Annotated in this window: 27 protein-coding genes; 15 read left to right on the top strand and 12 right to left on the bottom strand. The window is 45.8% G+C overall.

Features of this window, described 5'->3' with window-relative positions:
- Nucleotides 1-22: 22 nt before the first annotated feature.
- Nucleotides 23-472, top strand: a complete 450-nt coding sequence (locus KI655_RS19150) for a DNA polymerase III subunit chi (RefSeq protein WP_285407951.1) — start codon at nucleotides 23-25, stop codon at nucleotides 470-472.
- 102 nt (nucleotides 473-574) lie between these two features.
- The gene (locus tag KI655_RS19145) at nucleotides 575-3,448 is read left to right on the top strand and encodes a valine--tRNA ligase (RefSeq protein ID WP_285407949.1); all 2,874 of its coding nucleotides are present in this window, start codon (nucleotides 575-577) and stop codon (nucleotides 3,446-3,448) included.
- A gap of 77 nt (nucleotides 3,449-3,525) precedes the next feature.
- On the opposite strand, the gene KI655_RS19140 is transcribed toward KI655_RS19145, so the two are convergent.
- Together KI655_RS19140 and KI655_RS19135 are read right to left on the bottom strand one after the other, a co-directional pair.
- The gene (locus KI655_RS19140) at nucleotides 3,526-4,527 is read right to left on the bottom strand and encodes a M48 family metallopeptidase (RefSeq protein ID WP_285407948.1); all 1,002 of its coding nucleotides are present in this window, start codon (nucleotides 4,525-4,527) and stop codon (nucleotides 3,526-3,528) included.
- A complete protein-coding gene (locus tag KI655_RS19135; RefSeq protein WP_285407947.1) occupies nucleotides 4,527-5,699 on the bottom strand; it encodes a YjgN family protein in 1,173 nt (390 codons plus the stop codon). The genes KI655_RS19140 and KI655_RS19135 overlap by 1 nt, the downstream gene beginning before the upstream one ends.
- A gap of 332 nt (nucleotides 5,700-6,031) precedes the next feature.
- Between KI655_RS19135 and KI655_RS19130 the strand changes: the two genes are divergently transcribed.
- Both KI655_RS19130 and KI655_RS19125 read left to right on the top strand, forming a co-directional pair.
- A complete protein-coding gene (locus KI655_RS19130) occupies nucleotides 6,032-6,430 on the top strand; it encodes a DUF2061 domain-containing protein (RefSeq protein WP_285407945.1) in 399 nt (132 codons plus the stop codon).
- A 114-nt stretch (nucleotides 6,431-6,544) separates the two neighbouring features.
- The gene (locus tag KI655_RS19125) at nucleotides 6,545-7,450 is read left to right on the top strand and encodes a bifunctional helix-turn-helix transcriptional regulator/GNAT family N-acetyltransferase (protein ID WP_285407944.1); all 906 of its coding nucleotides are present in this window, start codon (nucleotides 6,545-6,547) and stop codon (nucleotides 7,448-7,450) included.
- Nucleotides 7,451-7,465: 15 nt separating this feature from the next.
- Here the strand turns inward: KI655_RS19125 and KI655_RS19120 are convergent, their stop codons facing one another.
- Together KI655_RS19120 and rraB are read right to left on the bottom strand one after the other, a co-directional pair.
- Nucleotides 7,466-8,260: a hypothetical protein gene (locus KI655_RS19120; protein ID WP_285407942.1), complete on the bottom strand. Its 795-nt coding sequence runs from the start codon at nucleotides 8,258-8,260 to the stop codon at nucleotides 7,466-7,468.
- Between the two features lie 129 nt (nucleotides 8,261-8,389).
- On the bottom strand, nucleotides 8,390-8,803 hold the full coding sequence (rraB, locus tag KI655_RS19115; protein ID WP_285407940.1) for a ribonuclease E inhibitor RraB: 414 nt from the start codon (nucleotides 8,801-8,803) through the stop codon (nucleotides 8,390-8,392).
- A 575-nt stretch (nucleotides 8,804-9,378) separates the two neighbouring features.
- Here rraB and arcA point away from each other — a divergent pair.
- The 5 genes from arcA (at nucleotide 9,379) to KI655_RS19090 (ending at nucleotide 13,923) form a co-directional block, all read left to right on the top strand.
- Entirely contained in the window at nucleotides 9,379-10,599 is a 1,221-nt protein-coding gene (gene arcA / locus KI655_RS19110) for an arginine deiminase (RefSeq protein WP_285407939.1), read from the top strand.
- A gap of 144 nt (nucleotides 10,600-10,743) precedes the next feature.
- Nucleotides 10,744-11,745 carry an ornithine carbamoyltransferase gene (locus KI655_RS19105; RefSeq protein ID WP_285407938.1) on the top strand — a complete coding sequence of 334 codons (1,002 nt, stop codon included), beginning with the start codon at nucleotides 10,744-10,746 and terminating at the stop codon, nucleotides 11,743-11,745.
- Between the two features lie 247 nt (nucleotides 11,746-11,992).
- Nucleotides 11,993-12,922: an aspartate carbamoyltransferase gene (gene pyrB / locus KI655_RS19100; RefSeq protein WP_285407937.1), complete on the top strand. Its 930-nt coding sequence runs from the start codon at nucleotides 11,993-11,995 to the stop codon at nucleotides 12,920-12,922.
- A gap of 13 nt (nucleotides 12,923-12,935) precedes the next feature.
- The gene (gene pyrI / locus KI655_RS19095; protein ID WP_285407936.1) at nucleotides 12,936-13,397 is read left to right on the top strand and encodes an aspartate carbamoyltransferase regulatory subunit; all 462 of its coding nucleotides are present in this window, start codon (nucleotides 12,936-12,938) and stop codon (nucleotides 13,395-13,397) included.
- A gap of 136 nt (nucleotides 13,398-13,533) precedes the next feature.
- The gene (locus KI655_RS19090) at nucleotides 13,534-13,923 is read left to right on the top strand and encodes a RidA family protein (RefSeq protein WP_239841798.1); all 390 of its coding nucleotides are present in this window, start codon (nucleotides 13,534-13,536) and stop codon (nucleotides 13,921-13,923) included.
- 60 nt (nucleotides 13,924-13,983) lie between these two features.
- Here KI655_RS19090 and KI655_RS19085 read toward each other — a convergent pair whose 3' ends face one another.
- The 8 genes from KI655_RS19085 to mlaF all read right to left on the bottom strand — a co-directional run bounded on the left by KI655_RS19085 (nucleotide 13,984) and on the right by mlaF (nucleotide 19,422).
- Nucleotides 13,984-14,709, bottom strand: coding sequence for a 1-acylglycerol-3-phosphate O-acyltransferase (locus KI655_RS19085; RefSeq protein ID WP_285407934.1), 726 nt, complete (start codon nucleotides 14,707-14,709; stop codon nucleotides 13,984-13,986).
- A 147-nt stretch (nucleotides 14,710-14,856) separates the two neighbouring features.
- Complete coding sequence (murA, locus tag KI655_RS19080; RefSeq protein ID WP_285407932.1) at nucleotides 14,857-16,122, bottom strand: UDP-N-acetylglucosamine 1-carboxyvinyltransferase; 1,266 nt, start codon at nucleotides 16,120-16,122, stop codon at nucleotides 14,857-14,859.
- A gap of 8 nt (nucleotides 16,123-16,130) precedes the next feature.
- Complete coding sequence (gene ibaG, locus KI655_RS19075; protein WP_261838179.1) at nucleotides 16,131-16,385, bottom strand: BolA family iron metabolism protein IbaG; 255 nt, start codon at nucleotides 16,383-16,385, stop codon at nucleotides 16,131-16,133.
- A gap of 13 nt (nucleotides 16,386-16,398) precedes the next feature.
- Nucleotides 16,399-16,707, bottom strand: coding sequence for a lipid asymmetry maintenance protein MlaB (locus KI655_RS19070; protein WP_285407930.1), 309 nt, complete (start codon nucleotides 16,705-16,707; stop codon nucleotides 16,399-16,401).
- Nucleotides 16,704-17,336 carry an ABC transporter substrate-binding protein gene (locus KI655_RS19065; RefSeq protein ID WP_373417302.1) on the bottom strand — a complete coding sequence of 211 codons (633 nt, stop codon included), beginning with the start codon at nucleotides 17,334-17,336 and terminating at the stop codon, nucleotides 16,704-16,706. Before KI655_RS19065 ends, KI655_RS19070 begins: the two co-directional genes overlap by 4 nt.
- A 16-nt stretch (nucleotides 17,337-17,352) precedes the next feature.
- Nucleotides 17,353-17,844 (bottom strand): outer membrane lipid asymmetry maintenance protein MlaD, encoded by a 492-nt coding sequence (gene mlaD / locus KI655_RS19060; RefSeq protein ID WP_285407928.1) that lies wholly within the window; start codon nucleotides 17,842-17,844, stop codon nucleotides 17,353-17,355.
- Nucleotides 17,845-17,846: 2 nt separating this feature from the next.
- On the bottom strand, nucleotides 17,847-18,626 hold the full coding sequence (gene mlaE, locus KI655_RS19055; protein WP_032553263.1) for a lipid asymmetry maintenance ABC transporter permease subunit MlaE: 780 nt from the start codon (nucleotides 18,624-18,626) through the stop codon (nucleotides 17,847-17,849).
- Between the two features lies 1 nt (nucleotide 18,627).
- Nucleotides 18,628-19,422, bottom strand: a complete 795-nt coding sequence (gene mlaF / locus KI655_RS19050; RefSeq protein WP_285407927.1) for a phospholipid ABC transporter ATP-binding protein MlaF — start codon at nucleotides 19,420-19,422, stop codon at nucleotides 18,628-18,630.
- 263 nt (nucleotides 19,423-19,685) lie between these two features.
- Between mlaF and KI655_RS19045 the strand changes: the two genes are divergently transcribed.
- From KI655_RS19045 to lptB, 6 genes are read left to right on the top strand one after another with little or no spacing between them, the layout of a single operon-like run.
- On the top strand, nucleotides 19,686-20,651 hold the full coding sequence (locus tag KI655_RS19045; protein ID WP_285407926.1) for a calcium/sodium antiporter: 966 nt from the start codon (nucleotides 19,686-19,688) through the stop codon (nucleotides 20,649-20,651).
- Nucleotides 20,652-20,696: 45 nt separating this feature from the next.
- Nucleotides 20,697-21,668 carry an arabinose-5-phosphate isomerase KdsD gene (kdsD, locus tag KI655_RS19040; protein ID WP_285407924.1) on the top strand — a complete coding sequence of 324 codons (972 nt, stop codon included), beginning with the start codon at nucleotides 20,697-20,699 and terminating at the stop codon, nucleotides 21,666-21,668.
- Nucleotides 21,668-22,225: a 3-deoxy-manno-octulosonate-8-phosphatase KdsC gene (kdsC, locus tag KI655_RS19035; protein WP_150869337.1), complete on the top strand. Its 558-nt coding sequence runs from the start codon at nucleotides 21,668-21,670 to the stop codon at nucleotides 22,223-22,225. The genes kdsD and kdsC overlap by 1 nt, the downstream gene beginning before the upstream one ends.
- Nucleotides 22,222-22,785, top strand: coding sequence for an LPS export ABC transporter periplasmic protein LptC (gene lptC / locus KI655_RS19030; RefSeq protein WP_285407921.1), 564 nt, complete (start codon nucleotides 22,222-22,224; stop codon nucleotides 22,783-22,785). Before kdsC ends, lptC begins: the two co-directional genes overlap by 4 nt.
- Nucleotides 22,766-23,260 (top strand): lipopolysaccharide transport periplasmic protein LptA, encoded by a 495-nt coding sequence (gene lptA, locus KI655_RS19025; RefSeq protein ID WP_285407919.1) that lies wholly within the window; start codon nucleotides 22,766-22,768, stop codon nucleotides 23,258-23,260. Before lptC ends, lptA begins: the two co-directional genes overlap by 20 nt.
- 2 nt (nucleotides 23,261-23,262) lie before the next feature.
- Complete coding sequence (gene lptB / locus KI655_RS19020) at nucleotides 23,263-23,988, top strand: LPS export ABC transporter ATP-binding protein (protein ID WP_032553270.1); 726 nt, start codon at nucleotides 23,263-23,265, stop codon at nucleotides 23,986-23,988.
- Nucleotides 23,989-24,002 lie beyond the last annotated feature (14 nt).

Raw genomic sequence — 24,002 nt, 5'->3', positions numbered from 1 at the left:
TTTATCAAGTTTGAGTAGCGTTATGCAGACAGCCACTTTTTACATTGTGTCGCCAGACAGCCCTCAAGCAGAACCACAAGGTTTTGCCGAGTACGTGCTGTTTCTCGCTCATCACTTTGCTAAGCAAGGCGCAAAACTCTACCTAAACTGTAACGACAAAGCGCATGCCGAGAGCCTTGCAGAAATCTTCTGGCAAGTCGAACCCGAGCAATTTATGGCGCACAACTTAGTTGGTGAAGGTCCAAAGTATGCTACCAGTATTGAAATCGGTTACGAGGGCGTTAAGCCCAATTGGAACCGTCAATTGGTAATAAATGTGGCCGATAATCATACAACCTTTGCGAACGCCTTTGCTCAGGTGATAGACTTCGTGCCTTGCGAAGAAAAAGCGAAGCAACTCGCGCGCGAAAGGTATAAAATTTACCGTCAAGCTGGGTATCAATTACAAACGATTGAGATTCAGCATCCATAGTCAAACCTCATAGTTAAAGCTATCTTTGAATTAAGGTTCAAGAAGCTTCACTTATGAAGTTTGACCAAGATTAACCATTCACAGTATCCGTAAAAGAGCACTATGGAAAAGACATATAACCCAACATCAATCGAACAAGCCCTGTATCAGGCTTGGGAAGAGAAAGACTACTTCAAGCCACACGGTGACACATCAAAAGAAGCTTACAGCATCATGATTCCGCCACCGAACGTCACTGGTAGCCTACACATGGGTCACGCGTTCCAAGACACTATCATGGATACTCTGATCCGTGCTGAGCGTATGAAGGGCAAAAACACCCTTTGGCAAGTGGGTACGGACCACGCTGGTATCGCAACTCAAATGGTTGTTGAGCGCAAGATTGCTGCTGAAGAAGGCAAAACTAAGCACGACTACGGCCGTGACGCTTTCATCGACAAAATCTGGGAATGGAAAAACGAATCTGGCGGTACTATCACTAAGCAGCTTCGTCGCCTAGGTGCATCTGTAGACTGGGACCGTGAGCGTTTCACTATGGATGATGGCCTATCAAACGCAGTTCAAGAAGTGTTTGTTCGCCTATACGAAGAAGACCTAATCTACCGTGGTAAGCGTCTAGTAAACTGGGATCCAAAACTGCACACTGCAATTTCTGATCTTGAAGTTGAAAACAAAGACAAAAAAGGCCACATGTGGCACTTCCGCTACCCGCTAGCAAACGGGGTAAAAACCGCTGAAGGCAAAGACTACATTGTTGTTGCGACAACTCGTCCAGAGACAATGCTTGGTGATACGGGTGTTGCTGTAAACCCAGAAGATCCACGTTACAAAGATCTTATCGGTAAAGAGATCCTACTTCCTATCGTTAACCGTCTAATCCCTATCGTAGGCGATGAGCACGCGGATATGGAAAAAGGCACAGGTTGTGTGAAGATCACTCCTGCTCACGACTTTAACGATTACGAAGTTGGTAAGCGCAACAACCTACCAATGATCAACATCCTAACGTTCAACGCAGACATTCGTGATGCGGCTGAAGTCTTCACTACTAACGGTGAAGCTAGCGATGTTTACTCAACTGAGCTACCTGCTAAGTACCACGGCATGGAGCGCTTTGCTGCACGTAAAGCGATCGTTGCTGAATTTGAAGAGCTAGGTCTTCTTGATGAAATCAAAGATCACGACCTAACGGTTCCTTACGGCGACCGTGGTGGCGTGGTTATCGAACCAATGCTAACTGACCAATGGTACGTACGTGCTGCACCTCTTGCTGAGCCTGCTGTTAAAGCGGTTGAAGATGGTGAAATCCAGTTCGTTCCTAAGCAGTACGAAAACATGTACTTCTCTTGGATGCGTGACATTCAAGACTGGTGTATCTCTCGTCAGCTTTGGTGGGGTCACCGTATCCCGGCATGGTACGACAACGACGGCAACGTATACGTAGGCCGTACTGAAGAAGAAGTACGTGCAAACAACAACCTTGCACCAGTAGTTGTTCTTCGCCAAGACGACGACGTACTAGATACATGGTTCTCTTCTGCACTATGGACGTTCGGTACTCAAGGCTGGCCTGAGCAAACTGAAGACCTGAAGACATTCCACCCTTCAGACGTTCTAGTAACTGGCTTCGACATCATCTTCTTCTGGGTTGCACGTATGATCATGATGACCATGCACTTCAACAAAGATGAAAACGGTAAGTCGCAAGTACCATTCAAGACAGTTTACGTTACCGGCCTAATCCGTGACGAAAACGGCGACAAGATGTCTAAGTCTAAAGGTAACGTACTTGACCCTATCGACATGATCGATGGTATCGACCTTGAGTCTCTAGTAGAGAAGCGTTGTGGCAACATGATGCAGCCTCAACTAGCGAAGAAAATCGAAAAGAACACGCGTAAGACTTTCGAAAACGGTATCGAACCATACGGTACTGACGCACTGCGTTTCACTCTTGCTGCTATGGCTTCTACTGGCCGTGACATCAACTGGGATATGAAGCGTCTTGAAGGTTACCGTAACTTCTGTAACAAGCTATGGAACGCAAGCCGTTACGTACTAATGAACACAGAAGAGCACGATTGTGGCATGTCACTGTCGGCTGAAGACCGTGCAAACATGGAATTCTCTCTAGCGGATAAATGGATTGAATCTCAGTTTGAGCTAGCAGCGAAAGAGTTTAATGCTCACCTAGACAACTACCGTCTAGACATGGCAGCAAACACGCTTTACGAATTCATCTGGAACCAATTCTGTGACTGGTACCTAGAGCTAACTAAGCCAGTTCTATGGAAAGGTACAGAAGCTCAGCAACAAGCGACTCGCTACATGCTGATCACTGTTCTAGAGAAGACACTACGTCTTGCTCACCCAGTGCTTCCTTACATCACTGAATCTATCTGGCAGAGCGTTAAGCCGCTAGTAGACGGTGTTGAAGGCGACACTATCATGACTCAAGCACTTCCTCAGTTTAACGAAGAGAACTTCGACGCTGAGATCGTAGAAGACATCGAATGGGTTAAGACTTTCATCACTGCTATCCGTAACCTACGTGCGGAATACGACATTGCACCTAGCAAAGGTCTAGAAGTGATGATCAAAGTTGCTAACGAGAAAGATGCTGCACGTATCGAAGCGAACAAGGTAGTTCTAAACTCTCTTGCTAAGCTAGATAGTCTAACGGTTCTTGCAGACGACGCTGAGACGCCAGCATGTGCGACTAAGCTAGTGGGTCAATCTGAGCTGATGATCCCAATGGCAGGTCTTATCGACAAAGATGCAGAACTTGCTCGTCTTGATAAAGAAGTCAAGAAAACGCACGGCGAAATCAAGCGTATCGAAGGCAAGCTAGGTAACGAAGGTTTCGTTGCTAAAGCACCTGAAGCGGTTATCGCGAAAGAGCGTGAGAAACTAGTTGGCTACCAAGAGACACTAGCGAAGCTTGAAGAGCAGAAAGCAACTATCGCTGCACTGTAATTGGTTAATTAACTTACCAATTCGAGCATATAAAAAGGGCAGATAATTCTGCCCTTTTTTGACCTTGTCGTTTATCGCTAATGAGCACTTTTTAGCGAATCTATACGCTCGGTTAACTCTGGATGGGTGCTTAACCACGCAGGTATTTCAGCCTCATTTTCAGAGCTCTCTCGTAACAACTCAAACATCTCAATCATAGGCTGATTGGTGCCGTGTATCTGCCACATTGAATCCGACGCAAACCTATCCGCTTCTCGTTCTACCTGCTGCGACTGACCATTATTGGCGACGAAAACCCCGACCCCAGCTAAGTTATCGATCACACCTGAGCTCTCACCTGTCAACATTGCGACAGAGAGTGAAAGCAAGCTAGAACGAACAATCGCTTTCATGACGTGTTGTTGCTCAATATGCCCCAACTCATGCATCAGGATACTATCCAATTGCTGCTCGGTTTCCGTTAGCGCTACCAAGTCATCAAGCACGATGATGGTACTGTGGCTCAAGGCAAAAGCATTCGCACCGAGCTCAGAGGAGCGAAACAGCAAACGGACGTCCTCATCAATACCGATCGCTACCAAATGACTTTCAAAACGCTGGCGAATCATAGTTTGCTGCGACAGTGTTAAGTTCGATGGCTCAAACAATTGCTCATCCAAAGAGACTAACACCCTATCCTCTACCATCTTTGAGGCTGAGTCAGGAAGGTAAGCAACGACTTTCTCTGTTAGCCAAGGAATGCCGTGAGTAAATGTTCCAATGGTCAGCGCCAGTATGACGATACAAGATAGCAGAATCGCCGTAACATTCTTCTCTAGCTTGCCCATCCAATCATGCTGACCATGCTGCTTTAAAAACGCCTTTAATTCGTCGCAAGGTTGAGCGACGAAAAGCCAACCATCCGGAAAAGAGATTTGGCTTGGCGTGGAACCGACACCGACATTGATCTCGACGCCTCCGATATCCGCAGATATACGTTGCTCTCCGACATAAAGCACTAGCATACCATCTAGGGAAGTATCGAGTTGAGCCTCGCAGCGTTCGGAGCTGCGAGGTGGATGCGCCACACCCGATAACATTAGCCAATACCAAGGTCGACATCAAAAGCTTGTGCCACCTCATCTGACACCGCTGACTTCACGTTAGAATCTTGATCACTCGCGATGAGTAGTTCTAAATCACCGTAAACAAAGGTATTCTCAGCGAGGTAATTCGTCGTTCGAACCATGACCCAAGGTCGAGCAAGACCAATAGTCACAACCTGAAGCAAGAAGTTAGTGACCACTAAACTGACATAACCTTTGACGGTTAAGGTTGATGCAAAGCTAAATTCAGACGCTGACTCAGTATCTTTGCCTTCGAGAACCAACTGCGAGAATGTGTAGTTACGCACTTTCACTTTAAGGTAAGCACCAATAGCAAGACCGATAGCAATAAACGCCAAGTAGTATCCGATCATAAAGGTAATAAGATCACTGTGTCCCATCAGTTCAGTGAAAGACTCAGGATTGCTAACTAGATTCACTCCTGCAATAGCAACAAAGCTCACCACGACCACAGCCATCAGTACCATCCAAATCAGTGTCGCAATCAAATAGGTTTTAAAATAAAACGCATTTGTGTAATCGGCTTTAAACTGGCGCTCACCGTAACGGTAGCCATTAGAAAAATAGTTTGCGATGCCAACCAGCGACCACGCTTGAAGGTAGACATAAGCCGGCAAGAGCACCAAAATCGCGACGACTCCTGCAATCACATTAAGCTGCATAGCAAACACAACCACACCCATCGCCGCAACGAAACCTAAGGTCGCGAGCGTCCCACGTCCTAGAATCGCCCAATACGCTCCTGAGATTGTGCCATGAAACGAAAAGTGCACATTGCGAAAACTGGTCATCGCAGAATCAAAGCGTGCGTTGCTGCGTGATAATAGAGGCAATAACAACACAAATGCCACAATGAGACCTAAAGATAGTAGAGGTGAAACCTGTTCGGATATAGACCAAACCACCACACAAACCACCGCAATAATTCGCCCTTTTAAAATCTGTATTGGTGTTCCGTGATATTCAAAGTTATCGCCCGCAATTGAGGTATGACCGTAAAAGTAGCGTTTGTTTCTTACTTTGGCCCACGCTGAATAAATACCAAGCGTGATCACTGACAATAGAATGTTAACAATCCATATCCCAAAGTACTCTTTCCCTTTCCCACTAAAGTGAACCTTAGTTTCCAACTCTTTGGTTTCCATTTTTGACTCCATCTGACGTTTATCATTAAACCATGTACATCTTGGTGCACATTGGGAGAATGCACGCTATAGAAATACGCCATGCGAAGCAATAAGTGGGATTGATAAATCAAAGCAAGTTATCATAATTTTTACAAATAATTACAAGGAGTTGGATAAGTATTAGTAAGGTATTTGTTACGAATAACTGCCCCCTATCAAGAGGCGGTAAATCGCCCTTCTTCCTTTGATAGTTTTTACCTATCAAAACAATCTTAACTTCCTATTAGATTTAATGATAATTATTCTCAATAATAAACCTATCGAAACAACACAACGATTGAGTAATTATCATGAAAAAGACACTAACCTTTGCAGCCCTTCATTTTACTATCGCGTTTAGTGTCGCTTACGTTCTGACAGGCGACATCTTAATTGGTAGTTTAATTGCCATGATCGAACCTTCAGTAAATACCGTCGCGTTCTATTTTCATGAGAAGGCATGGGCACAAGTTCCAGCACTTAAAGCTCGTCAATGGATGACCAAATTAAAGACGGCCAGTTTTGCAACGATTCACTTTAGTGTTGCCTTTACTGTGGTTTACTTGCTGACAGGTGACGCCTTTGTTGGTGGTGTGATGGCAATGCTTGAGCCAGCACTGAACACTGTCGCTTACTACTTCCATGAGAAGGTGTGGTTACGTAAATCAGGCGCTCAAACACCACAATTTTGCGTCCACCAGCACGCTTAAACAGAGAATCGAATCTGAACTTTTATAGGAAATCGAATCTTACCCATTGACAAAGTTGCGCACCGCAATTAACTTAATTGCGGTACGCAACTTTATTTCTTGAGGTAAGTAATTATGAATGCTCGTCAACTAAGACATTACTCTCGCCAAGCCGTGCGTCTGCTAGGCATGCTCGACAAACAGTGTGGTGAAATCGCTCTGACTCCCGTGCAAGCCCACGCTTTGGGAGAGATCCAACTACAGCCTCTCACCATCAACCAACTTGCCCAGCGGTTGAATGTTGATAAGTCCAATGCAAGCCGCACAGTAACAGGGCTTAATAAACTTGGCTTAGTGGAGAGTATCGAAAACCCAAACGATAAACGCAGCCAAAGCGTCATTCTTACCGAGCAAGGAAATCAGGTTCTATCTCAGCTCGACCAACAGCAAGATACCTTCTTTGATGCCATGCTCGACGCACTTAACCACGACGAGCAGCAGCAGCTAAAACAAGGACTGGAGGTTTACCTCAAAGGGTTAACTAAAGTCTGCCAAGCCGATGAGTTTGTACTTCGCCCTATGACACAAGCGGACAATGCCCAAGTGGCCGATGTTATTCGAAAAGTCTCCGCTGAGCATGGGCTCACTGAGGACAAAGGCTATGGGGTAGCCGACCCGACGCTGAATGACATGTACTCGGTGTATAACCAAGATAAAGCGATGTATTGGGTGATTGAACATCAAGGAAAGGTTGTCGGTGGAGGTGGTTTTGCGCCATTGGCGGGCAAGCGTGAGGTGTGTGAATTGCAAAAAATGTACTTCTTAGAACAGACTCGAGGTCAAGGGTTGGCCAAACGCATTGTTGCCCTAAGCCTTAAACTTGCCAAACAGCTTGGCTATCAGCAAATGTACTTAGAAACGACAGAGTGTTTGGGTGCAGCAATTAAGCTTTACGAAGCGCTAGGGTTTGAGCACCTCGACAGTACTTGGGGGGAGACGGGCCACGACGCCTGTGAAGTCGTCATGGCCAAAACGCTTTAGCTGCAAGTCACAGCTTTAGCGCAAGAAGTTACTCACACAAGAAGCAGGGTTCAAGGCAACAAACGAGCTCTCTTTCTGTCCATCAAGCTCAACCTCTAGTTCATAAAGATGCTTAGGGTTGGGCTTTTCAAGATTAAAGACGATCGGTGCTTCCACCTGAAAGACCACGCCCGTATGCTCAGCACGCACATCAATCGGCATCACCAGCGTCATACCATTAAACTTGATTGATGCTGAGACCAACCCTGCTTTAAGTGTCTGATAAATGACATCGACCTTGAATTCACAGCCGCCACCATGATGCCAGATCTGTTCCGTAACTACCTGTTCGAGTTTTACGTTGCGAACAAATTGCAGATAAGGAGCCTGCCAAACTCCGATGCGCGAGTCTGATTTCTCTATGGGAGCCGAAGAAAGCGCCTCATCCATATCCTCTTCAAGCAACAAGCCCTCTTCCTCTTCAAGGAATAGAATCTCAAAACGGTTACGGCCGAGTTGCATGTAAGGGCGAATATCTTTGCGGTACTCCAATTGACTACCATCGCAATCGAATACTGCGACCCCGTTCAAGCGAACCTCAGCAAAGTAATCGACACCCGCCATCACCAGTTCAACCGACGGGCAAGCCAGCATAGCGTCATCCACTTCGATGTCATGCATTAAATGCCACTCTTGTGCAGCAATCTCTTCTTCACTCAAGGTGTCTGGGAGTTTTGCGCTCAGCGGTGCAGGGAAAGTAATATCATCTTGGGGTATAGAGAGGTCTGTCAGTGGCGATATTTGCCAAAGACCATCAAGTTGCAGCCGCATATCATTCCTTGAGCTAGATCAATTTTGACCGCATTATAATGAATACACGCACATAAAGACATTGGTTTTTATACGGACAAAAAAATACCAACAACAATGTGCTGGTATCTTTTAAATCAGGGGACGAGATTACTCTTCGTCTTCATCATCTTGTGGGTAGATAGCATCTTCACCTTCGTAGTAAGTGCCCCAACCGTCGTAAATGATGTCAAATTTCTCAGCTAGATGAACCAGCTTCTCAACTTGCTCGTCGATCGCTTCTGCATTAAGTGCAGATTGCATGGTTGCGTCACAGCAAAGCAGCTTATTGCCGTCTTCGTCTTCTGTCTCTTCCGCTTCTAATACTTCAAAGCCCATCTTGAATGCTTCAACAACCGCTTTCTCAAGTACATCGAAATCTTCAGCAAATAGGTGATGCTCAATTTCGTAAAGTGCATCAGGATCGCTACCGTCTTCGATCAATGCTGCAATGATATCGCGAGTCTCTTCCTTTTGAATCTCAATTAATTCTTCTACTGATAGATATTCATCTTCGTGAGACATGTTTCTGCTCCAGAGTGTTGACTATGAAAAGATCAAATTTGATTGCCACGAAATATGGCATGGATCGCGCAGAAAAGCCACCTAGATCATAGGCCAACAACAAACTTTATCCCTCTACAAAGCCGCTTTCAGAGAACAAAAAGTAAAATCGCAATCACAGAAACAAATTTTCAACATATTATTAACCAAATCCACTTTTAGCATTTCATTTTATTGGCTTGCCACACTCTATTTCTTTAGAAATGCCTGATTAATCACTGTAAATGCATACATACAATCTGTCTGACTTGCATAAGATCTCGCCCTATTCAATTTAAGTGCATAATTGTGAATATTAATTCAACATAGTGCTCTTTTTAATTCCTATTTCCACGATGAATAGCAGCATAGAAACGCAGAAATCGATGATTTGCTTCTAACTGAGCAAATCAGTCAAAAAATAACAAATAGTCACAATCGGTAGAATTTTCATCCAACTTTAAGTGAATTACCTATTTTTTCTATCTTTCGCTAGGCTTGCATAATGCGATCAAGCTTGTCATAAATAGACGCTGGATTAAAAGTAAGGATGCAAAATGAGTAAGCTGTACGTTGGCTCTGAAGTCGGTCAATTAAGACGAGTTCTATTAAATCGACCAGAAAGAGCACTCACCCACCTCACCCCTTCAAACTGTCACGAACTTCTTTTTGATGATGTGTTAGCCGTAGAAGCAGCGGGTGAAGAACACGATGCCTTTGCATCAACACTGCGTAACCAAGGCGTTGAGGTGTTGCTGCTGCATGATCTATTGGTCGAAACATTGGATGTTTCTGAGGCGCGTGAGTGGCTGCTCAATACCCAGATTTCTGATTTCCGCTACGGCCCGACCTTTGCGCGAGATCTTAGACAATACCTATCGCAAATGGACAACGAACACCTCGCGACTATTTTGCTTGGTGGTTTAGCGTATTCAGAGCTACCAATTGCCTCGTCGTCGATGTTGCCGAAGATGCATCGTCCACTCGACTTTGTGATTGAACCGCTGCCTAACCACCTGTTTACCCGTGACACCTCTTGTTGGGTATACGGCGGTGTGTCACTTAATCCAATGATGAAACCAGCACGTCAGCGTGAAACCAACCATCTGCGTGCTATCTACCGTTGGCATCCAGTGTTCGCCGGCCAAGATTTCATTAAGTACTTTGGTGACGAAGACCTTCACTACGACAACGCCAACATTGAAGGTGGTGACGTATTAGTCATTGGTAAAGGCGCAGTTCTTATCGGCATCTCAGAACGTACCAAGCCACAAGGTGTAGAAAACCTTGCGGCGAGCCTGTTCAAATCAGGCCAAGCCAAAGAAGTGATCGCGATCGATCTACCTAAGCACCGTTCATGCATGCACTTAGATACGGTGATGACACACATGGATATTGATACTTTCTCTGTGTACCCGGAGATCGTACGCAAAGATCTTGATACATGGCGCTTAACACCAAAAGAGAATGGTGAGATGCGTGTTGAGAAAGCGGATAACTACTTGTCAGCAATCGAGGGCGCACTGGGCTTAGATCAGTTGAAGATCATCACCACAGGTGGTGACAACTACGAAGCTGAACGTGAACAGTGGAATGACGCTAATAACGTATTGACCGTAAAACCGGGTACTGTGATTGGTTATGAACGTAACGTTTATACCAATGAGAAGTACGACAAAGCGGGTATCGAAGTTCTGACTATTCCAGGCAATGAGCTAGGACGCGGACGCGGTGGCGCTCGCTGTATGAGCTGCCCAATTGAGCGTGACGGTATCTAATTTCAATACTCTCTCTTCTTTTATTCAGGCCAGCCAATACATGCTGGCCTTTTTTATGAAATTGATAAAATAAATATTCACAAATATAGCATTTTTATGTTTAACTAAAGCCTTCATTGATTCTATTTGCTCAAGGAGCGAGATATGGCTTTTAATCTTCGCAATCGTAACTTTCTAAAATTGCTCGACTTTACTCCAAAAGAGATCCAATTCTTGTTGGATTTGTCGGCCGATCTTAAGAAAGCTAAGTATGCAGGTACTGAACAGAAGAAACTGAGCGGCAAAAACATTGCCCTGATCTTTGAAAAAGCCTCTACTCGAACTCGATGTGCCTTCGAGGTCGCTGCCTTTGATCAAGGAGCACAAGTCTCTTATATCGGGCCTTCTGGGTCTCAGATTGGTCAAAAAGAGTCAATGAAAGATACGGCACGTGTATTAGGTCGCATGTACGATGGCATTGAGTACCGTGGCTTCGGTCAGAGTATCGTCGAAGACTTGGGCGCTTACGCTGGCGTTCCCGTTTGGAATGGTTTAACCGATGAGTTTCACCCAACTCAGATTCTGGCCGATTTCCTGACAATGCTTGAGCACAGTCGCGGCAAGCAGCTGCATCAGATCAGTTTTGCTTATCTAGGCGATGCACGAAACAACATGGGTAACTCTCTGTTAGTCGGCGCTGCAAAGATGGGGATGGATATTCGCCTAGTAGCCCCTAAAGCCTTTTGGCCTGAAGAACATTTGGTTGAAGAGTGCCAAACCATCGCACAAAGTACCGGCGCTAAAATCACGCTAACAGAAGACGTTGCTGAAGGCGTGAAAGGCTGTGACTACCTATACACCGATGTGTGGGTCTCAATGGGTGAATCCGCAGAAGCTTGGGACGAGCGTGTTGCGGTAATGAAACCTTATCAAGTGAACATGGATGTGATTAAGCTGACAGGCAACCCACAAGTGAAGTTCATGCACTGCTTGCCTGCGTTCCACAACAACGAAACGGTAATTGGTCAGCAAGTTGCTGATAAATATGGAATGAATGGATTGGAAGTCACCGATGAAGTATTTGAGTCTGACTATTCGATTGTCTTTGATGAGGCAGAGAACCGCATGCACACCATCAAAGCGGTCATGGTAGCAACGCTCGGATAAGCCAATAATCCCATAACAATAAAAGGTTGATGTAATCGCTTGCGCTCACAAATTGAAAGCGTATAATTCTCGGCAATTTGTCTGAGAGTAGTGAAAATGACACCTATCAATATGATTACATCGTTGAATATTGCGCGTAAGCTGGCTGGCTTACAAGGTCGTCTATTCTGCTCAGAAACCTCTTTTTAAAGCCTCCCATTATGGGGGGCTTTTTTATGGTCATTACATTATTGTGGGGAAGAAGATCATGGCGAACTCGCTCTATCAAAAGCACATCATCTCAATTCCAGAGCTTTCTCGTGAAGAGCTAGAATTGATTGTTCAAACAGCTGGTCAGTTAAAGGCGGAACCTAACCCTGAGCTGATTAAAAACAAGGTTGTTGCGAGCTGTTTCTTTGAGCCTTCAACGCGTACTCGTCTCTCTTTTGAAACCGCTATCCAGCGAATCGGTGGTGATGTGATTGGTTTCGACAGCGGTGGTAACACGTCTCTGGCGAAAAAGGGCGAAACGCTAGCAGACTCCGTGCAGGTTATCTCTTCATACGTTGATGCTTACGTAATGCGTCACCCTCAAGAAGGCGCGGCACGACTGGCTTCTGAGTTCTCTAACGGTGTTCCAGTAATCAACGCAGGTGACGGTGCTAACCAACACCCAACACAAACCCTGCTTGATCTGTTCTCTATTGCCGAAACTCAAGGCCGCCTAGATAACTTGAACGTCGCGTTTGTTGGTGATTTGAAATATGGCCGTACGGTTCACTCACTGACTCAAGCTCTGGCTAAGTTCAATAACATCCGCTTCTACTTCGTTGCACCAGAAGCGCTTGCGATGCCAGATTACATCTGTGAAGAGCTAGACGAAGCGGGTATTGAATATCAACTTCTAACCGATATGGAAGCCGTGATTCCTGAACTCGATGTACTGTATATGACACGTGTTCAGAAAGAGCGTTTTGACGAATCAGAATATGCTCACATCAAATCAGCATACATCCTAACGGCGGCGCTACTTGAAGGTGCAAGAGAGAACCTTAAGGTTCTTCACCCACTGCCACGTGTTGATGAGATCACCATCGACGTAGACAAAACACCGCACGCTTACTATTTCCAGCAAGCTGAAAACGGTGTGTATGCACGTGAAGCACTGCTAGCCCTTGTTCTTAACGAAACGCTGTAATAGGAGAGATATCATGTCCAAAGGAACTCAGTTAAAAGTTGAAGCGATCAAAAACGGCACGGTAATCGACCATATCCCAGCGAACGTGGGTATCAAGGTATTAAAGCTGTTTGACCTACATAACTCTCACCAGCGTGTGACTATCGGTCTAAACCTTCCTTCTTCTGCATTAGGGGGTAAAGACCTACTGAAGATTGAGAATGTGTTCGTGACAGAAGAGCAGGCGAACAAACTGGCACTGTATGCACCGCATGCAACCGTGAACCAGATTGAAGAATACGAAGTGGTTAAGAAGCTGGCGCTAGAACTACCTGAACAGATCAACGATGTGTTTGAGTGCCCGAATACCAACTGTATTACGCATAATGAACCGGTAGAAAGCAGCTTCAAAATCTTTGAAAAGAACGACGACATTCGCTTGAAGTGCAAATATTGTGAAAAGGTATTCTCACGCGAGATCGTGACTGAGAGATAGTACATCCGTGTAGCACGTAAAGAATGTGAAAACTATGAAATACCTCGCCTGTGCGGGGTATTTTATTCTTTACCTAATGCCGCTTTGAAGGCACACTGAATTTCGATTTTTATCTAATAAAATGATGGAACCTATAATGACTAAAGTACTTCACACAGAATCAGCTCCAGCAGCAATCGGCCCATATGTACAAGGCGTTGACCTAGGCAACATGGTACTGACTTCAGGTCAGATCCCAGTGAACCCAGCTACTGGTGAAGTGTCTTCTGATATCGCAGAGCAAGCACGTCAATCTCTAGAAAACGTGCAAGCTGTGGTTGAAGCTTCAGGCCTAACAGTAAAAGACATCGTTAAGCTAACGGTATTCGTTAAAGACCTAAATGACTTCGGTACAGTAAACGAAGTATACGGCAAGTTCTTCGACGAGCACGGTGTTGCAAACTACCCTGCACGTTCATGTGTTGAAGTTGCGCGTCTTCCTAAAGATGTTGGTATCGAAATCGAAGCTATCGCAGTTCGCAAATAGTCTCGACCAGATAATAAAAAGGTTGCCACTACGGCAACCTTTTTATTATCTGAAAAACGCTTACTTGCTGTTCAGTGTTTTCACTTCTTCATCAAGCTCTGCAAGTTTTGTTTTCATCTGCTCGCGGCACTCGTTCGCTAGCTCACGAACGTTCGACTTATCAAAACCTTCAACACTGACTGGTGGTAGCATCTCTACAATCACGTGACCATTATTCCAACGGTTCAGTTTGATTCCGCCTGTCGAGCTACATACGATTGGGATAATCGGTAAACCAGCACCAATCGCTGCGTGGAATGCTCCGGTCTTAAATGGCAATAGGCCACGACCACGAGAGCGAGTGCCCTCTGGGAACATCCATACCGACACATCACTGCCCTTTAGGTTATCAACCACTTGATCAATCGTACCAACGGCTTTACTGCGGTTAGCACGGTCAATCAGGATATTACCCGTTAGCCAGTAAAGCTGACCAAACAGTGGCATCCAAGCTAGGCTCTTCTTACCCACAGTAACCACTTTAGGTGTTACCGCAGAAGACACCGTGAACAAGTCCCAGTTATTTTGGTGGTTGGCAATGTAAACGTGTTGACCGCGAGAGTATGCATCTTCTGGAATACGCAGATCCAGAGTAATGCCAAAAATCTTCGACATGCGGCCAAAGTAACGACCGAAAGTAAATACGTGCTTTGGATTACGTGGGCTTAACAAGCAGTAACCACAACCAAATACAAACATGAAAATCGCAAATATTGCTACAGCGAAAATACGTAATATTGCTATCATTTTGTTCCTCAACAACCGCTTAACTAGGTCTGTTTTAATTACGCATGATGGTAACAGAGTCGTAAGCGGCAAAATACAATAAAAAAGCCGAAACCAAAGTTTCGACTTTCTTTTTTATTATCTCGTCATGCTTCGTGGTATCGAGGGTTAGCTCGATTCACGAAAACGCGTGATGTTCGCGCCCAGTGCCGACAGTTTATCTTCAATCTTATCGTAACCACGATCGATGTGATAAATGCGGTCTACAATGGTTTCACCTTGTGCGATACAGCCAGCGATAACTAAGCTTGCTGAGGCACGTAGGTCCGTTGCCATCACTTGTGCACCACTCAGTTTTTCAGTCTCACCACAGATAGCCGTGTTACCTTCAATCTCAGCTTTTGCGCCCATACGTTGTAGCTCAGGGATGTGCATGAAACGGTTTTCGAAAATCGTTTCAGTGATCACGCCACTGCCTTTCGCCATCATGTTCAATAGAGTGAACTGTGCTTGCATGTCCGTTGGGAAGCCAGGGTGTGGTGCTGTTACGATCTTAACCGCTTTCAGTTCACGGTCAGTCATATCAAGGCTGATCCAATCTTCACCGGTCTCCACTTTTGCACCGGCTTCTTCTAGCTTAGCAAGAGCCGCTTCAAGTAGATGCGCACTGGTGTTACGACAAACCACTTTACCGCCTGATACTGCAGCAGCAACAAGGAAAGTACCTGTCTCGATGCGGTCAGCAACAACAGCGTGCTTACCACCACCAAGGCGTTCAACACCCTCAATAGTAATGGTGTCTGTACCTGCGCCAGAAATCTTCGCACCTAGCTTGTTTAGGAATTCCGCTGTATCAACAATCTCAGGCTCGCGCGCTGAGTTATCCAGTACAGTGGTACCTTCAGCCAGAGTTGCCGCACACATAATGGTGATGGTTGCGCCTACGCTCACCTTGTCCATTACGATGTGCGCGCCCTTTAGGCGACCATCAACATTCGCTTTTACATAGCCGTCTTCTAGAGTGATTGTTGCACCTAGCTGCTCTAGACCGTGAATGTGAAGATCCACCGGACGAGCACCAATCGCACAACCACCAGGCAGTGATACTTGGCCTTGACCAAAACGCGCCACCAATGGACCTAGAGCCCAGATCGAAGCACGCATTGTTTTTACTAGATCGTATGGCGCGCAAAATTCGTTAATCTCGCTGCCATCAACATGTACGCTACCGTTGCGTGACACTTTTGCACCTAGGCGCTTTAGCAGCTCCATAGTGGTATCAATATCGCGCAAGTGCGGAACATTACTTACCTCAACAGGCTCTTCCGCCAGAATTGAAGCAAACAAAATAGGTAGTGCAGCATTCTTTGCACCAGAGATCGTCACTTCACCGTTTAACGGTTGATCCGATCCAATAACTCGAAACTTTTCCATCATAAACCTTAAAGTGACATCAGTTTCTTATCACGTTCCCACTCTTCTGGCGTAAATGCCTTAATAGAAAGAGCATGGATGTCATTGCGTTGAATGTATTCCATTAGTGGGCCGTAGATCAGCTGCTGCTTCTTAACGCGGTTCATGCCATCAAAACATGCATCCACAGCAACAACTTCGTAATGGCTGCCTTCACCCTTCACGATAATTTCTTGAAGGTTAAGCGCCTCTGCTAATAATTCTTGTACTTTTGTGCTGTCCACAAATAGCTCCTGCCTAATCTTTTAAGTGTTCTGCCATCATTGGCTGGATATTGCTCAATTGGAACAACGTTCGTAATTGTTCTGGCACGAAACTGAGCATTATATGACAGTTTTGATTTTTTGCATGCTCTATTAAGTGAATTAGCATCACCATTCCTGATGAATCGATGCGCTCAACGGTGTTGAGGTTCACTTGCACGCGAGATTCTGTCGTTTTCCACGCCTGTAATGTGCGCCATATTGCAGGCACAGTGTCGCGGTCTAGGTCACCACTCAGCTGAAATTCCACTGAGCTGACTTCGCTCCATTGCGTTTGACTCATTTTTTTGAGCTCTCAAAACGAATAGGTTGTGCCGCAAGTTGCTCTAACTCTTTCGCCACCGAAAGGATGCCTTGCTGGCGAATCTTGGTATTCCACTCTGACTGCTTGCTTGAAAGCAGGCTAATGCCCTCTGCAACCATATCAAAGGCTTTCCACTCACCGGTTTTCTTGTCTTTACGTAGCTTGAACTCAAGCTTGATGTTCGGTCTTGGTGCATCAATGATGTCGACCTTGATGCTAGTAATACGACTTTCCGGTTTGATCTTTGGTTCAGGGCCAAACTGAATAGTTTGATCTGTGTATTGAGTTAATACCTGAGCGTAAGAAGAAACCAAATATTCGCGGAAAGCTCCGATGAACACACGCACGTCATCTTTCTTCGCGCCTTTTAGGTTAGGCCCAAGCAATTTAAGAGCGGCGTACTGCGCATTCACGTATGGCATCAGCTCTTCTTCAACAATCACTTTCAACAGCTCTGGGTCTTTTTGAATATTTGCTTGTTCCGACTTTAATCGGTCAAACGCCACCTCAGACACCTGCGTCATCATTTGGTATGGCTGAGTGCGGTCAATGCTCTCTTGAGCCATAACATTGGTCGCAAAGACAACGGCTACGACCATCATAAACATTCTTTTTAACATCAACTTATTCCTCGGTTGTTGTTTCATCAGAGCCGCCAACGCTATACAGCACTTGGCCAATCAGATCTTCTAATACTAATGCAGATTTAGTGTCTTCGATAACATCGCCATCAACCAGCATCTCTTCGTCTTCAAAGACAAAGCCCGGTACTAGACTGATGTATTGCTCGCCGATCAGACCTGATGTCAAAATCTGTGCACTGGATGTTTCTGAGAACTGGTCATATTTCGCATCAATAGAAAGCTCCACCACAGGCAGATAACTCTCAGAGTCTAATTGAATGCTGTTTACACGACCGACAACAACCCCGCCAACCTTTACTGGAGAGCGCACCTTCAAGCTGCCGATATTATCGAACGTCGCTTTGAGTGTGTAAGTATGGTTGGAACCTAGCCCTTTCACGTCAGCGACTTGAAAGATCATGATTAAGATTGCGCAAATTCCCGCGATAACAAAGCTACCGACCCATAATTCTAATTTTCGAGTTTGTTGCATGATTAATTCCCGAACATCAATGCTGTAAGAACAAAATCTAGCCCTAATACTGCTAGAGAAGAGTGAACCACGGTACGAGTGGTCGCACGGCTAATACCTTCCGAGGTTGGTATTGCGTCATAGCCATTAAAGAGAGCAATCCAAGTTACGGTAATCGCAAATACCATACACTTGATCATGCTGTTGCCGATATCTCGACCAAGTTCAACCGATGACTGCATCGCCGACCAGAAGCTGCCATGGTCGATGCCTTTCCAATCAACACCGACTAGTTGACCGCCCCATATGCCAACAGCCATAAAGATCATCGCCAATAGCGGCATAGAGATAAGGCCCGCCCACAGTCGTGGCGCGATCACGCGTTTCAGAGGATCCACCGCCATCATCTCAAGGCTGGAGATCTGCTCTGTGGCCTTCATTAATCCGATTTCTGCCGTCAGTGCTGAGCCTGCTCGACCTGCAAACAGCAGCGCCGTTACCACTGGCCCTAATTCACGCAGCAACGACAATGCGACCATTTGGCCAAGGTTGCCTTCTGCTCCGTAATCAATCAGTACCACATAGCCTTGTAGGCTGAGTACCATACCGATAAAGAGCCCTGAAACCACGATAATCGCAAGTGACTGTACGCCCACGCTATAGAGCTGCTTCACCAATAGTGGGAAGTTTTTGAGGCGTGGAATGCCAAAGAAAGCGCCCCATAACATCAAGCTTGCACGACCAAATGCTTCGCACATCGCTAATGTTCTGCGGCCTACCCCAGCGATATAATTTACAAACATACTAAAAGAGATCCTTTTCTAAACTCTGAGCCGGGAATCGGAAAGGCACAGGACCGTCCGCGTCACCATTCAAGAATTGCTGCACTCTTGGATCGTTGTTCTGGCGCAGCTCTTGTGGTGTTCCTTTGGCAATAATTTTGCCATCAGCCAACAGGTAGACCCAATCAGCAATACTCATCACCTCTGGGACATCGTGCGACACGACAATCGACGTAAGCCCTAGCGCTTGGTTGAGGTTACGGATCAGTTCAACCAGAACACCCATAGTGATTGGGTCCTGCCCGACAAACGGCTCATCGTACATGATGAGGTCTGGGTCGAGAGCAATCGCACGCGCCAATGCCGCTCGCCTTGCCATACCACCCGATAACTCACTTGGCATTAGCTGTGCAGCTCCACGTAAGCCAACCGCCTCTAGTTTAAGCAATACAATGGTACGAATTAATGACTCATCCAGCTCCGTGTGCTCACGCAGTGGAAAAGCGACGTTATCGAAGACATTGAGATCAGTGAAAAGTGCCCCGGACTGGAACAACATGCTCATCTTTTTACGAGCTTGATAGAGTTTACGGCGCGACAAACTCGGAATGTTGTCGCCATCAAACCAGATTTCACCTTGGTCTGGAGGAAGCTGACCGCCAATCAGGCGCAGCAAGGTGGTTTTACCGATCCCCGACGGTCCCATGATGGCCGTGACCTTTCCTTGAGGAACTTCGAGATCGATATTATCGAAGATCACTCGCTCCCCACGTGAGAAGCTGAGGTTCTTAACTTTCACAAGCTCATTGTTTGGCATGCTTTTGTTATTTCCTTGCTCTAAAAAACGCCAATAATTGCGCTCATGATAAGTAGTCTGCTTCATAATTAAAAGCACTGTTCGATTAATTGTAGCAAATCAAAACATAGAGCAGGGATTTGAAAGTATTAAGAAATCTCCCTACAAAGGCACTTTCTTTACAACTTAGTCTGAATTAATTGAATCCGTGACTTCCCTTTTATCTAGCAACACGTCAAAATTAGCGGTTAATTGTCCATTTTTATTAATTTTTAGGAATCATCATGCTTGAAGCGATTGCGTTTCTTATTATCGGCCTAGGTTTTTTGGTGTGGAGTGCAGATAAACTGGTTTATGGTGCCGCAGCATTGGCTCGCAACTTCGGAATCTCTCCCCTAGTTATCGGTATGACGATTCTTGCAATGGGCTCTTCAGCGCCTGAAATGATGGTTTCTGCGACTGCAGCTCTTGATGGCAAAACAGATACAGCCGTAGGTAACGTGCTTGGCTCGAACATCGCCAACATTGCGCTTATCTTAGGTATTACAGCATTAATTAAGCCGCTTTCTATTAGCTCTGCGGTTATCCGTCGTGAACTGCCGCTGATGATCGGTGTCACACTACTGGCTGGTGCCCTGCTTTGGGACAGCTACCTTGGCTTCTACGAAGGCGTATTACTGTTTGTGCTGTTCGGCGCATTCCTATTTGCAATGCTGCAAATCAGCCGTCGTGAAAAGAGTAAAGGTGATGCCTTTATCGAAGAGCAAGAGTCTGAGATTCCTGAAGGTGTGAGTAACGTAAAAGCCGCTATGTGGGTGGTTGTGGGCCTGATTGTTCTCCCAATCTCAGCAGATATGCTGGTGAACAACGCGGTTGTTATCGCTAAATACTTCGGCATGAGCGACCTTGTCATTGGTCTCACAATTATTGCTGTAGGCACAAGTCTACCTGAACTGGCTGCTTCTCTTGCTGGTGTAATGAAAGGTGAAGATGATATGGCTGTGGGTAATATCATTGGTTCAAATGTTTTCAACATCCTAGCGGTAATGGGTATCCCAGGTATCCTAAACCCTTCTATTCTTAGCGAATTCGCAATGGGCCGTGACTTCTGGGTCATGCTAGGCGTGTCGCTACTGTTAGTGGTAATGGCACTAGGCAAATCACGCAGCGTCAACCGCATTGAAGGCGGTGCACTTGTGGTCTGCTTCTTGGTGTATCAAGGCTACCTGCTGATGAACATGTCAGCTTAATCACAAACCAAGCCTTCCTTTTTTAAACGATTACTGGAGTATCTGATGTCTCAGTCATTCGATTACCGTAGTGTTGCCAAACAAGTATTAGAGATTGAGGTCGCGGGCCTCAATCAGCTTGATCAGTACTTTAATGACGACTTCTGTCGCGCTTGTGATCTCATCCTAAACAACAAAGGTAAAGTGGTTGTAATGGGGATGGGTAAATCGGGTCACATCGGCAATAAGATTGCTGCGACCTTAGCAAGCACAGGTACTTCGGCGTTTTTTGTTCACCCAGGTGAGGCCGCTCACGGTGACCTAGGTATGGTTGAAGCCGGTGATATCGTGCTTGCTATCTCAAATTCAGGGGAGTCTGATGAGATCCTTAGCCTTTTCCCTGTATTGAAGCGACTGAACATCAAAATCATCAGTATGACAGGCAAACCAAAGTCGAATATGGCTACGTTGTCTGACATCCATCTTCAAATCACTGTCCCAGAAGAAGCTTGCCCACTAGGTCTTGCGCCAACCAGCAGTACAACCGCTACACTTGTAATGGGTGATGCTCTGGCTGTTGCACTACTGCAAGCTCGTGGCTTTACTGCCGAAGATTTTGCGCTGTCTCATCCAGGTGGAGCACTCGGTCGCCAGCTGCTATTGAAGCTTGAAGATATTATGCATACCGGTGATGCGCTACCTATGGTATCCCCAGATGCGCTGGTGCGTGACGCATTACTTGAAATCTCTCAAAAAGGCCTAGGCATGACTGCGGTCGTCGATAATCAAGGCCAGATGCTGGGTATCTTCACTGACGGAGACTTACGTCGAATTCTCGATAAACGCGTCGATATTCACACCACCCAGATTGGTGATGTAATGACGCAAAACCCGACCGTTGCCGATCCAAATATGCTGGCTGTCGAGGGTTTGAATTTAATGCAAGAGAAGAGCATCAACGGCCTAATGCTGTGCCAAAACGGTCAACTAGTCGGTGCACTCAACATGCATGACCTACTGAAAGCGGGAGTAATGTAATGACTCAAACTGTTTCTACACTTTATGGTTCTGTAGATGCTGACGTATTTCAGATCGCGAAAGAGATAAAACTGCTAATCTGTGATGTAGATGGCGTATTTTCGGATGGCCTAGTTTACATGGGCAACCAAGGTGAAGAACTTAAAACCTTCCATACTCGCGACGGCTACGGTGTAAAATCTCTCATGAATGCAGGGATTGAAATCGCTATTATCACAGGGCGTCAGTCTCAAATCGTTGAAAATCGTATGACGGCTCTCGGTATTAAGCTGATTTACCAAGGTCAAGATGACAAGGTTAAAGCTTACCAAGATATCTGCGATAAACTGAATATTGCCCCAGAGCACACCGGCTACATCGGTGATGACCTAATAGATTGGCCAGTTATGGAAAAAGTCGCACTGAAAGTGTGTGTCGCGGATGGGCACCCACTATTGGTTCAACGTGCCAACTACGTGACCAACATTAAAGGCGGCCATGGCGCAGTACGAGAAGTCTGCGACCTTATTTTACAAGCAAGGGATGAGCTAGACGTGCACAAAGGTCTAAGCATATGAGTTTAACTCGTATTATCTATTTAATTTTGTTCTTTATTGCTTCTTGGTCTGCATATTACCTGTATGACAAAGAGCAGAACACCGCTATCCAGGTTGCTCCTAACCTGGAGTTGCCTGTGTTCAGTGGAAAAAATCTAGATAATATCAGCTACGACCAAGCCGGTATTCGTAGCTACCAGATTGAATCAAGCCACCTTGAGCACTACTCAAAAAGTGGCGATACCATCTTTGAAAACCCAGTGCTCTCGGTATTTCGCGATGGACACACGATTGAATGGCAGATGACCGCAAGACGTGCGGTACTCGACGATGACCAAACCCTGACACTTTATGATAATGTAATAGTGAAAAACCTATTACCAGAAGCCAGCTTCGACAACATGACTATGGATAAGTTGGTTGTTGAGCTCACTAGCCGAGACTTTCACTCAGAAAGCACAGTACATCTGATCGGCCCATTATTTGAAACTGAGGGACAAGCTATGAAGGGCAACTTCGATAGCAACACTGCGACCCTCTTTGACACTGTTCAAGGTAGATATGAAACTCTTACACCTTAGTTTACTTGCTTTTGCGTTTGCCGCGCCGAACGCTCTTGCTCTGTCATCGGACACAGAGCAACCCGTGTATATTGATTCGGATAGCCAACAGCTTGATATGAAAAGCAACAAGGTCACGTTTGCGGGCGATGTAAAACTTAAGCAAGGCAGCATCAATATCAACGCTGACAAGATCATTGTGACGCGCAATGCTGCGAATGGTGAGATTGAGGCGATCCAAGGTTTTGGTAAACCTGCGCTTTTCTCACAGCTTACAGATGATGGTAAGACGCTAAATGGACAAGCGTTTGAACTGAACTACCAGCTAAGCACAGATAAGCTGATCATGACCAAAGAAGCGCAATTATCGCAAGACGGCAACCTGATCCGTGGTTCAAAGATCACCTATCAGATCTCCTCACAAAAACTGGTTGCAGACAGCGATAAAAACGAGCGCGTTTCAACCGTTCTTCAACCAGCACAAGTGAACAAATAACTATGGCAGTCTTAAAAGCGCAAAACTTGGCGAAGACCTACAGCAAGCGTAAGGTTGTAACAGACGTGAGCCTGCAGGTTGAGTCAGGTCAGATTGTTGGCTTACTCGGTCCAAACGGCGCGGGCAAAACCACCTCTTTCTACATGATTGTTGGCTTAGTTGCGCGTGATGAAGGCACCATCAGCATTGATGATAACGACATCAGTATTCTCCCGATGCACAGCCGCTCGCGTTTAGGTATCGGCTACCTGCCTCAAGAGGCATCAATATTCCGTAAGCTTTCTGTTGAAGACAACATCATGTCGGTACTGCAGACACGTAAAGAGCTAACACCAGAAGAGCGCCAAGATAAGCTTGAAGACCTGCTTGAAGAGTTCCATATCCAGCACATCCGCACCAGTAACGGTATGGCACTGTCCGGTGGTGAGCGACGTCGTGTTGAGATTGCACGTGCCCTAGCAGCTAACCCTCAGTTTATCCTGCTCGATGAACCGTTCGCGGGTGTCGACCCGATCTCGGTTATCGATATCAAGAAAATCATTGAACATCTGCGCGATCGCGGCCTAGGCGTTCTGATCACAGACCACAACGTTCGCGAGACTTTGGACGTGTGTGAAAAGGCTTATATCGTGAGCCAAGGACACTTGATTGCGGAAGGTTCACCGGAGGATGTTCTCAATAACGAACAGGTGAAACAAGTTTATCTAGGCGAACAATTCCGTCTATGATTATATAGAGCGTA

It is taken from the genome of Vibrio sp. D404a, from assembly GCF_030248535.1.
Lineage (GTDB): Bacteria > Pseudomonadota > Gammaproteobacteria > Enterobacterales > Vibrionaceae > Vibrio.
The sequence above is the reverse complement of the archived record's forward strand: the minus strand, read 5'-3'. Positions and strand labels throughout refer to the sequence as shown.

Coding starts and splice junctions, on each gene's coding strand:
- KI655_RS19135 (WP_285407947.1), bottom strand. CDS start 5,699: ATGGAAACCAAAGAGTTGGAAACTAAGGTTCACTTTAGTGGGAAAGGG.
- lptB (WP_032553270.1), top strand. CDS start 23,263: ATGGCAGTCTTAAAAGCGCAAAACTTGGCGAAGACCTACAGCAAGCGT.
- mlaD (WP_285407928.1), bottom strand. CDS start 17,844: ATGCAACAAACTCGAAAATTAGAATTATGGGTCGGTAGCTTTGTTATC.
- mlaE (WP_032553263.1), bottom strand. CDS start 18,626: ATGTTTGTAAATTATATCGCTGGGGTAGGCCGCAGAACATTAGCGATG.
- KI655_RS19085 (WP_285407934.1), bottom strand. CDS start 14,709: ATGATAGCAATATTACGTATTTTCGCTGTAGCAATATTTGCGATTTTC.
- KI655_RS19105 (WP_285407938.1), top strand. CDS start 10,744: ATGGCTTTTAATCTTCGCAATCGTAACTTTCTAAAATTGCTCGACTTT.
- KI655_RS19140 (WP_285407948.1), bottom strand. CDS start 4,527: ATGTTATCGGGTGTGGCGCATCCACCTCGCAGCTCCGAACGCTGCGAG.
- pyrI (WP_285407936.1), top strand. CDS start 12,936: ATGTCCAAAGGAACTCAGTTAAAAGTTGAAGCGATCAAAAACGGCACG.
- KI655_RS19065 (WP_373417302.1), bottom strand. CDS start 17,336: ATGTTTATGATGGTCGTAGCCGTTGTCTTTGCGACCAATGTTATGGCT.
- lptA (WP_285407919.1), top strand. CDS start 22,766: ATGAAACTCTTACACCTTAGTTTACTTGCTTTTGCGTTTGCCGCGCCG.
- KI655_RS19145 (WP_285407949.1), top strand. CDS start 575: ATGGAAAAGACATATAACCCAACATCAATCGAACAAGCCCTGTATCAG.
- kdsC (WP_150869337.1), top strand. CDS start 21,668: ATGACTCAAACTGTTTCTACACTTTATGGTTCTGTAGATGCTGACGTA.
- lptC (WP_285407921.1), top strand. CDS start 22,222: ATGAGTTTAACTCGTATTATCTATTTAATTTTGTTCTTTATTGCTTCT.
- arcA (WP_285407939.1), top strand. CDS start 9,379: ATGAGTAAGCTGTACGTTGGCTCTGAAGTCGGTCAATTAAGACGAGTT.
- KI655_RS19130 (WP_285407945.1), top strand. CDS start 6,032: ATGAAAAAGACACTAACCTTTGCAGCCCTTCATTTTACTATCGCGTTT.
- KI655_RS19070 (WP_285407930.1), bottom strand. CDS start 16,707: ATGAGTCAAACGCAATGGAGCGAAGTCAGCTCAGTGGAATTTCAGCTG.
- KI655_RS19045 (WP_285407926.1), top strand. CDS start 19,686: ATGCTTGAAGCGATTGCGTTTCTTATTATCGGCCTAGGTTTTTTGGTG.
- mlaF (WP_285407927.1), bottom strand. CDS start 19,422: ATGCCAAACAATGAGCTTGTGAAAGTTAAGAACCTCAGCTTCTCACGT.
- rraB (WP_285407940.1), bottom strand. CDS start 8,803: ATGTCTCACGAAGATGAATATCTATCAGTAGAAGAATTAATTGAGATT.
- KI655_RS19120 (WP_285407942.1), bottom strand. CDS start 8,260: ATGCGGCTGCAACTTGATGGTCTTTGGCAAATATCGCCACTGACAGAC.
- murA (WP_285407932.1), bottom strand. CDS start 16,122: ATGGAAAAGTTTCGAGTTATTGGATCGGATCAACCGTTAAACGGTGAA.
- kdsD (WP_285407924.1), top strand. CDS start 20,697: ATGTCTCAGTCATTCGATTACCGTAGTGTTGCCAAACAAGTATTAGAG.
- KI655_RS19090 (WP_239841798.1), top strand. CDS start 13,534: ATGACTAAAGTACTTCACACAGAATCAGCTCCAGCAGCAATCGGCCCA.
- KI655_RS19125 (WP_285407944.1), top strand. CDS start 6,545: ATGAATGCTCGTCAACTAAGACATTACTCTCGCCAAGCCGTGCGTCTG.
- pyrB (WP_285407937.1), top strand. CDS start 11,993: ATGGCGAACTCGCTCTATCAAAAGCACATCATCTCAATTCCAGAGCTT.
- KI655_RS19150 (WP_285407951.1), top strand. CDS start 23: ATGCAGACAGCCACTTTTTACATTGTGTCGCCAGACAGCCCTCAAGCA.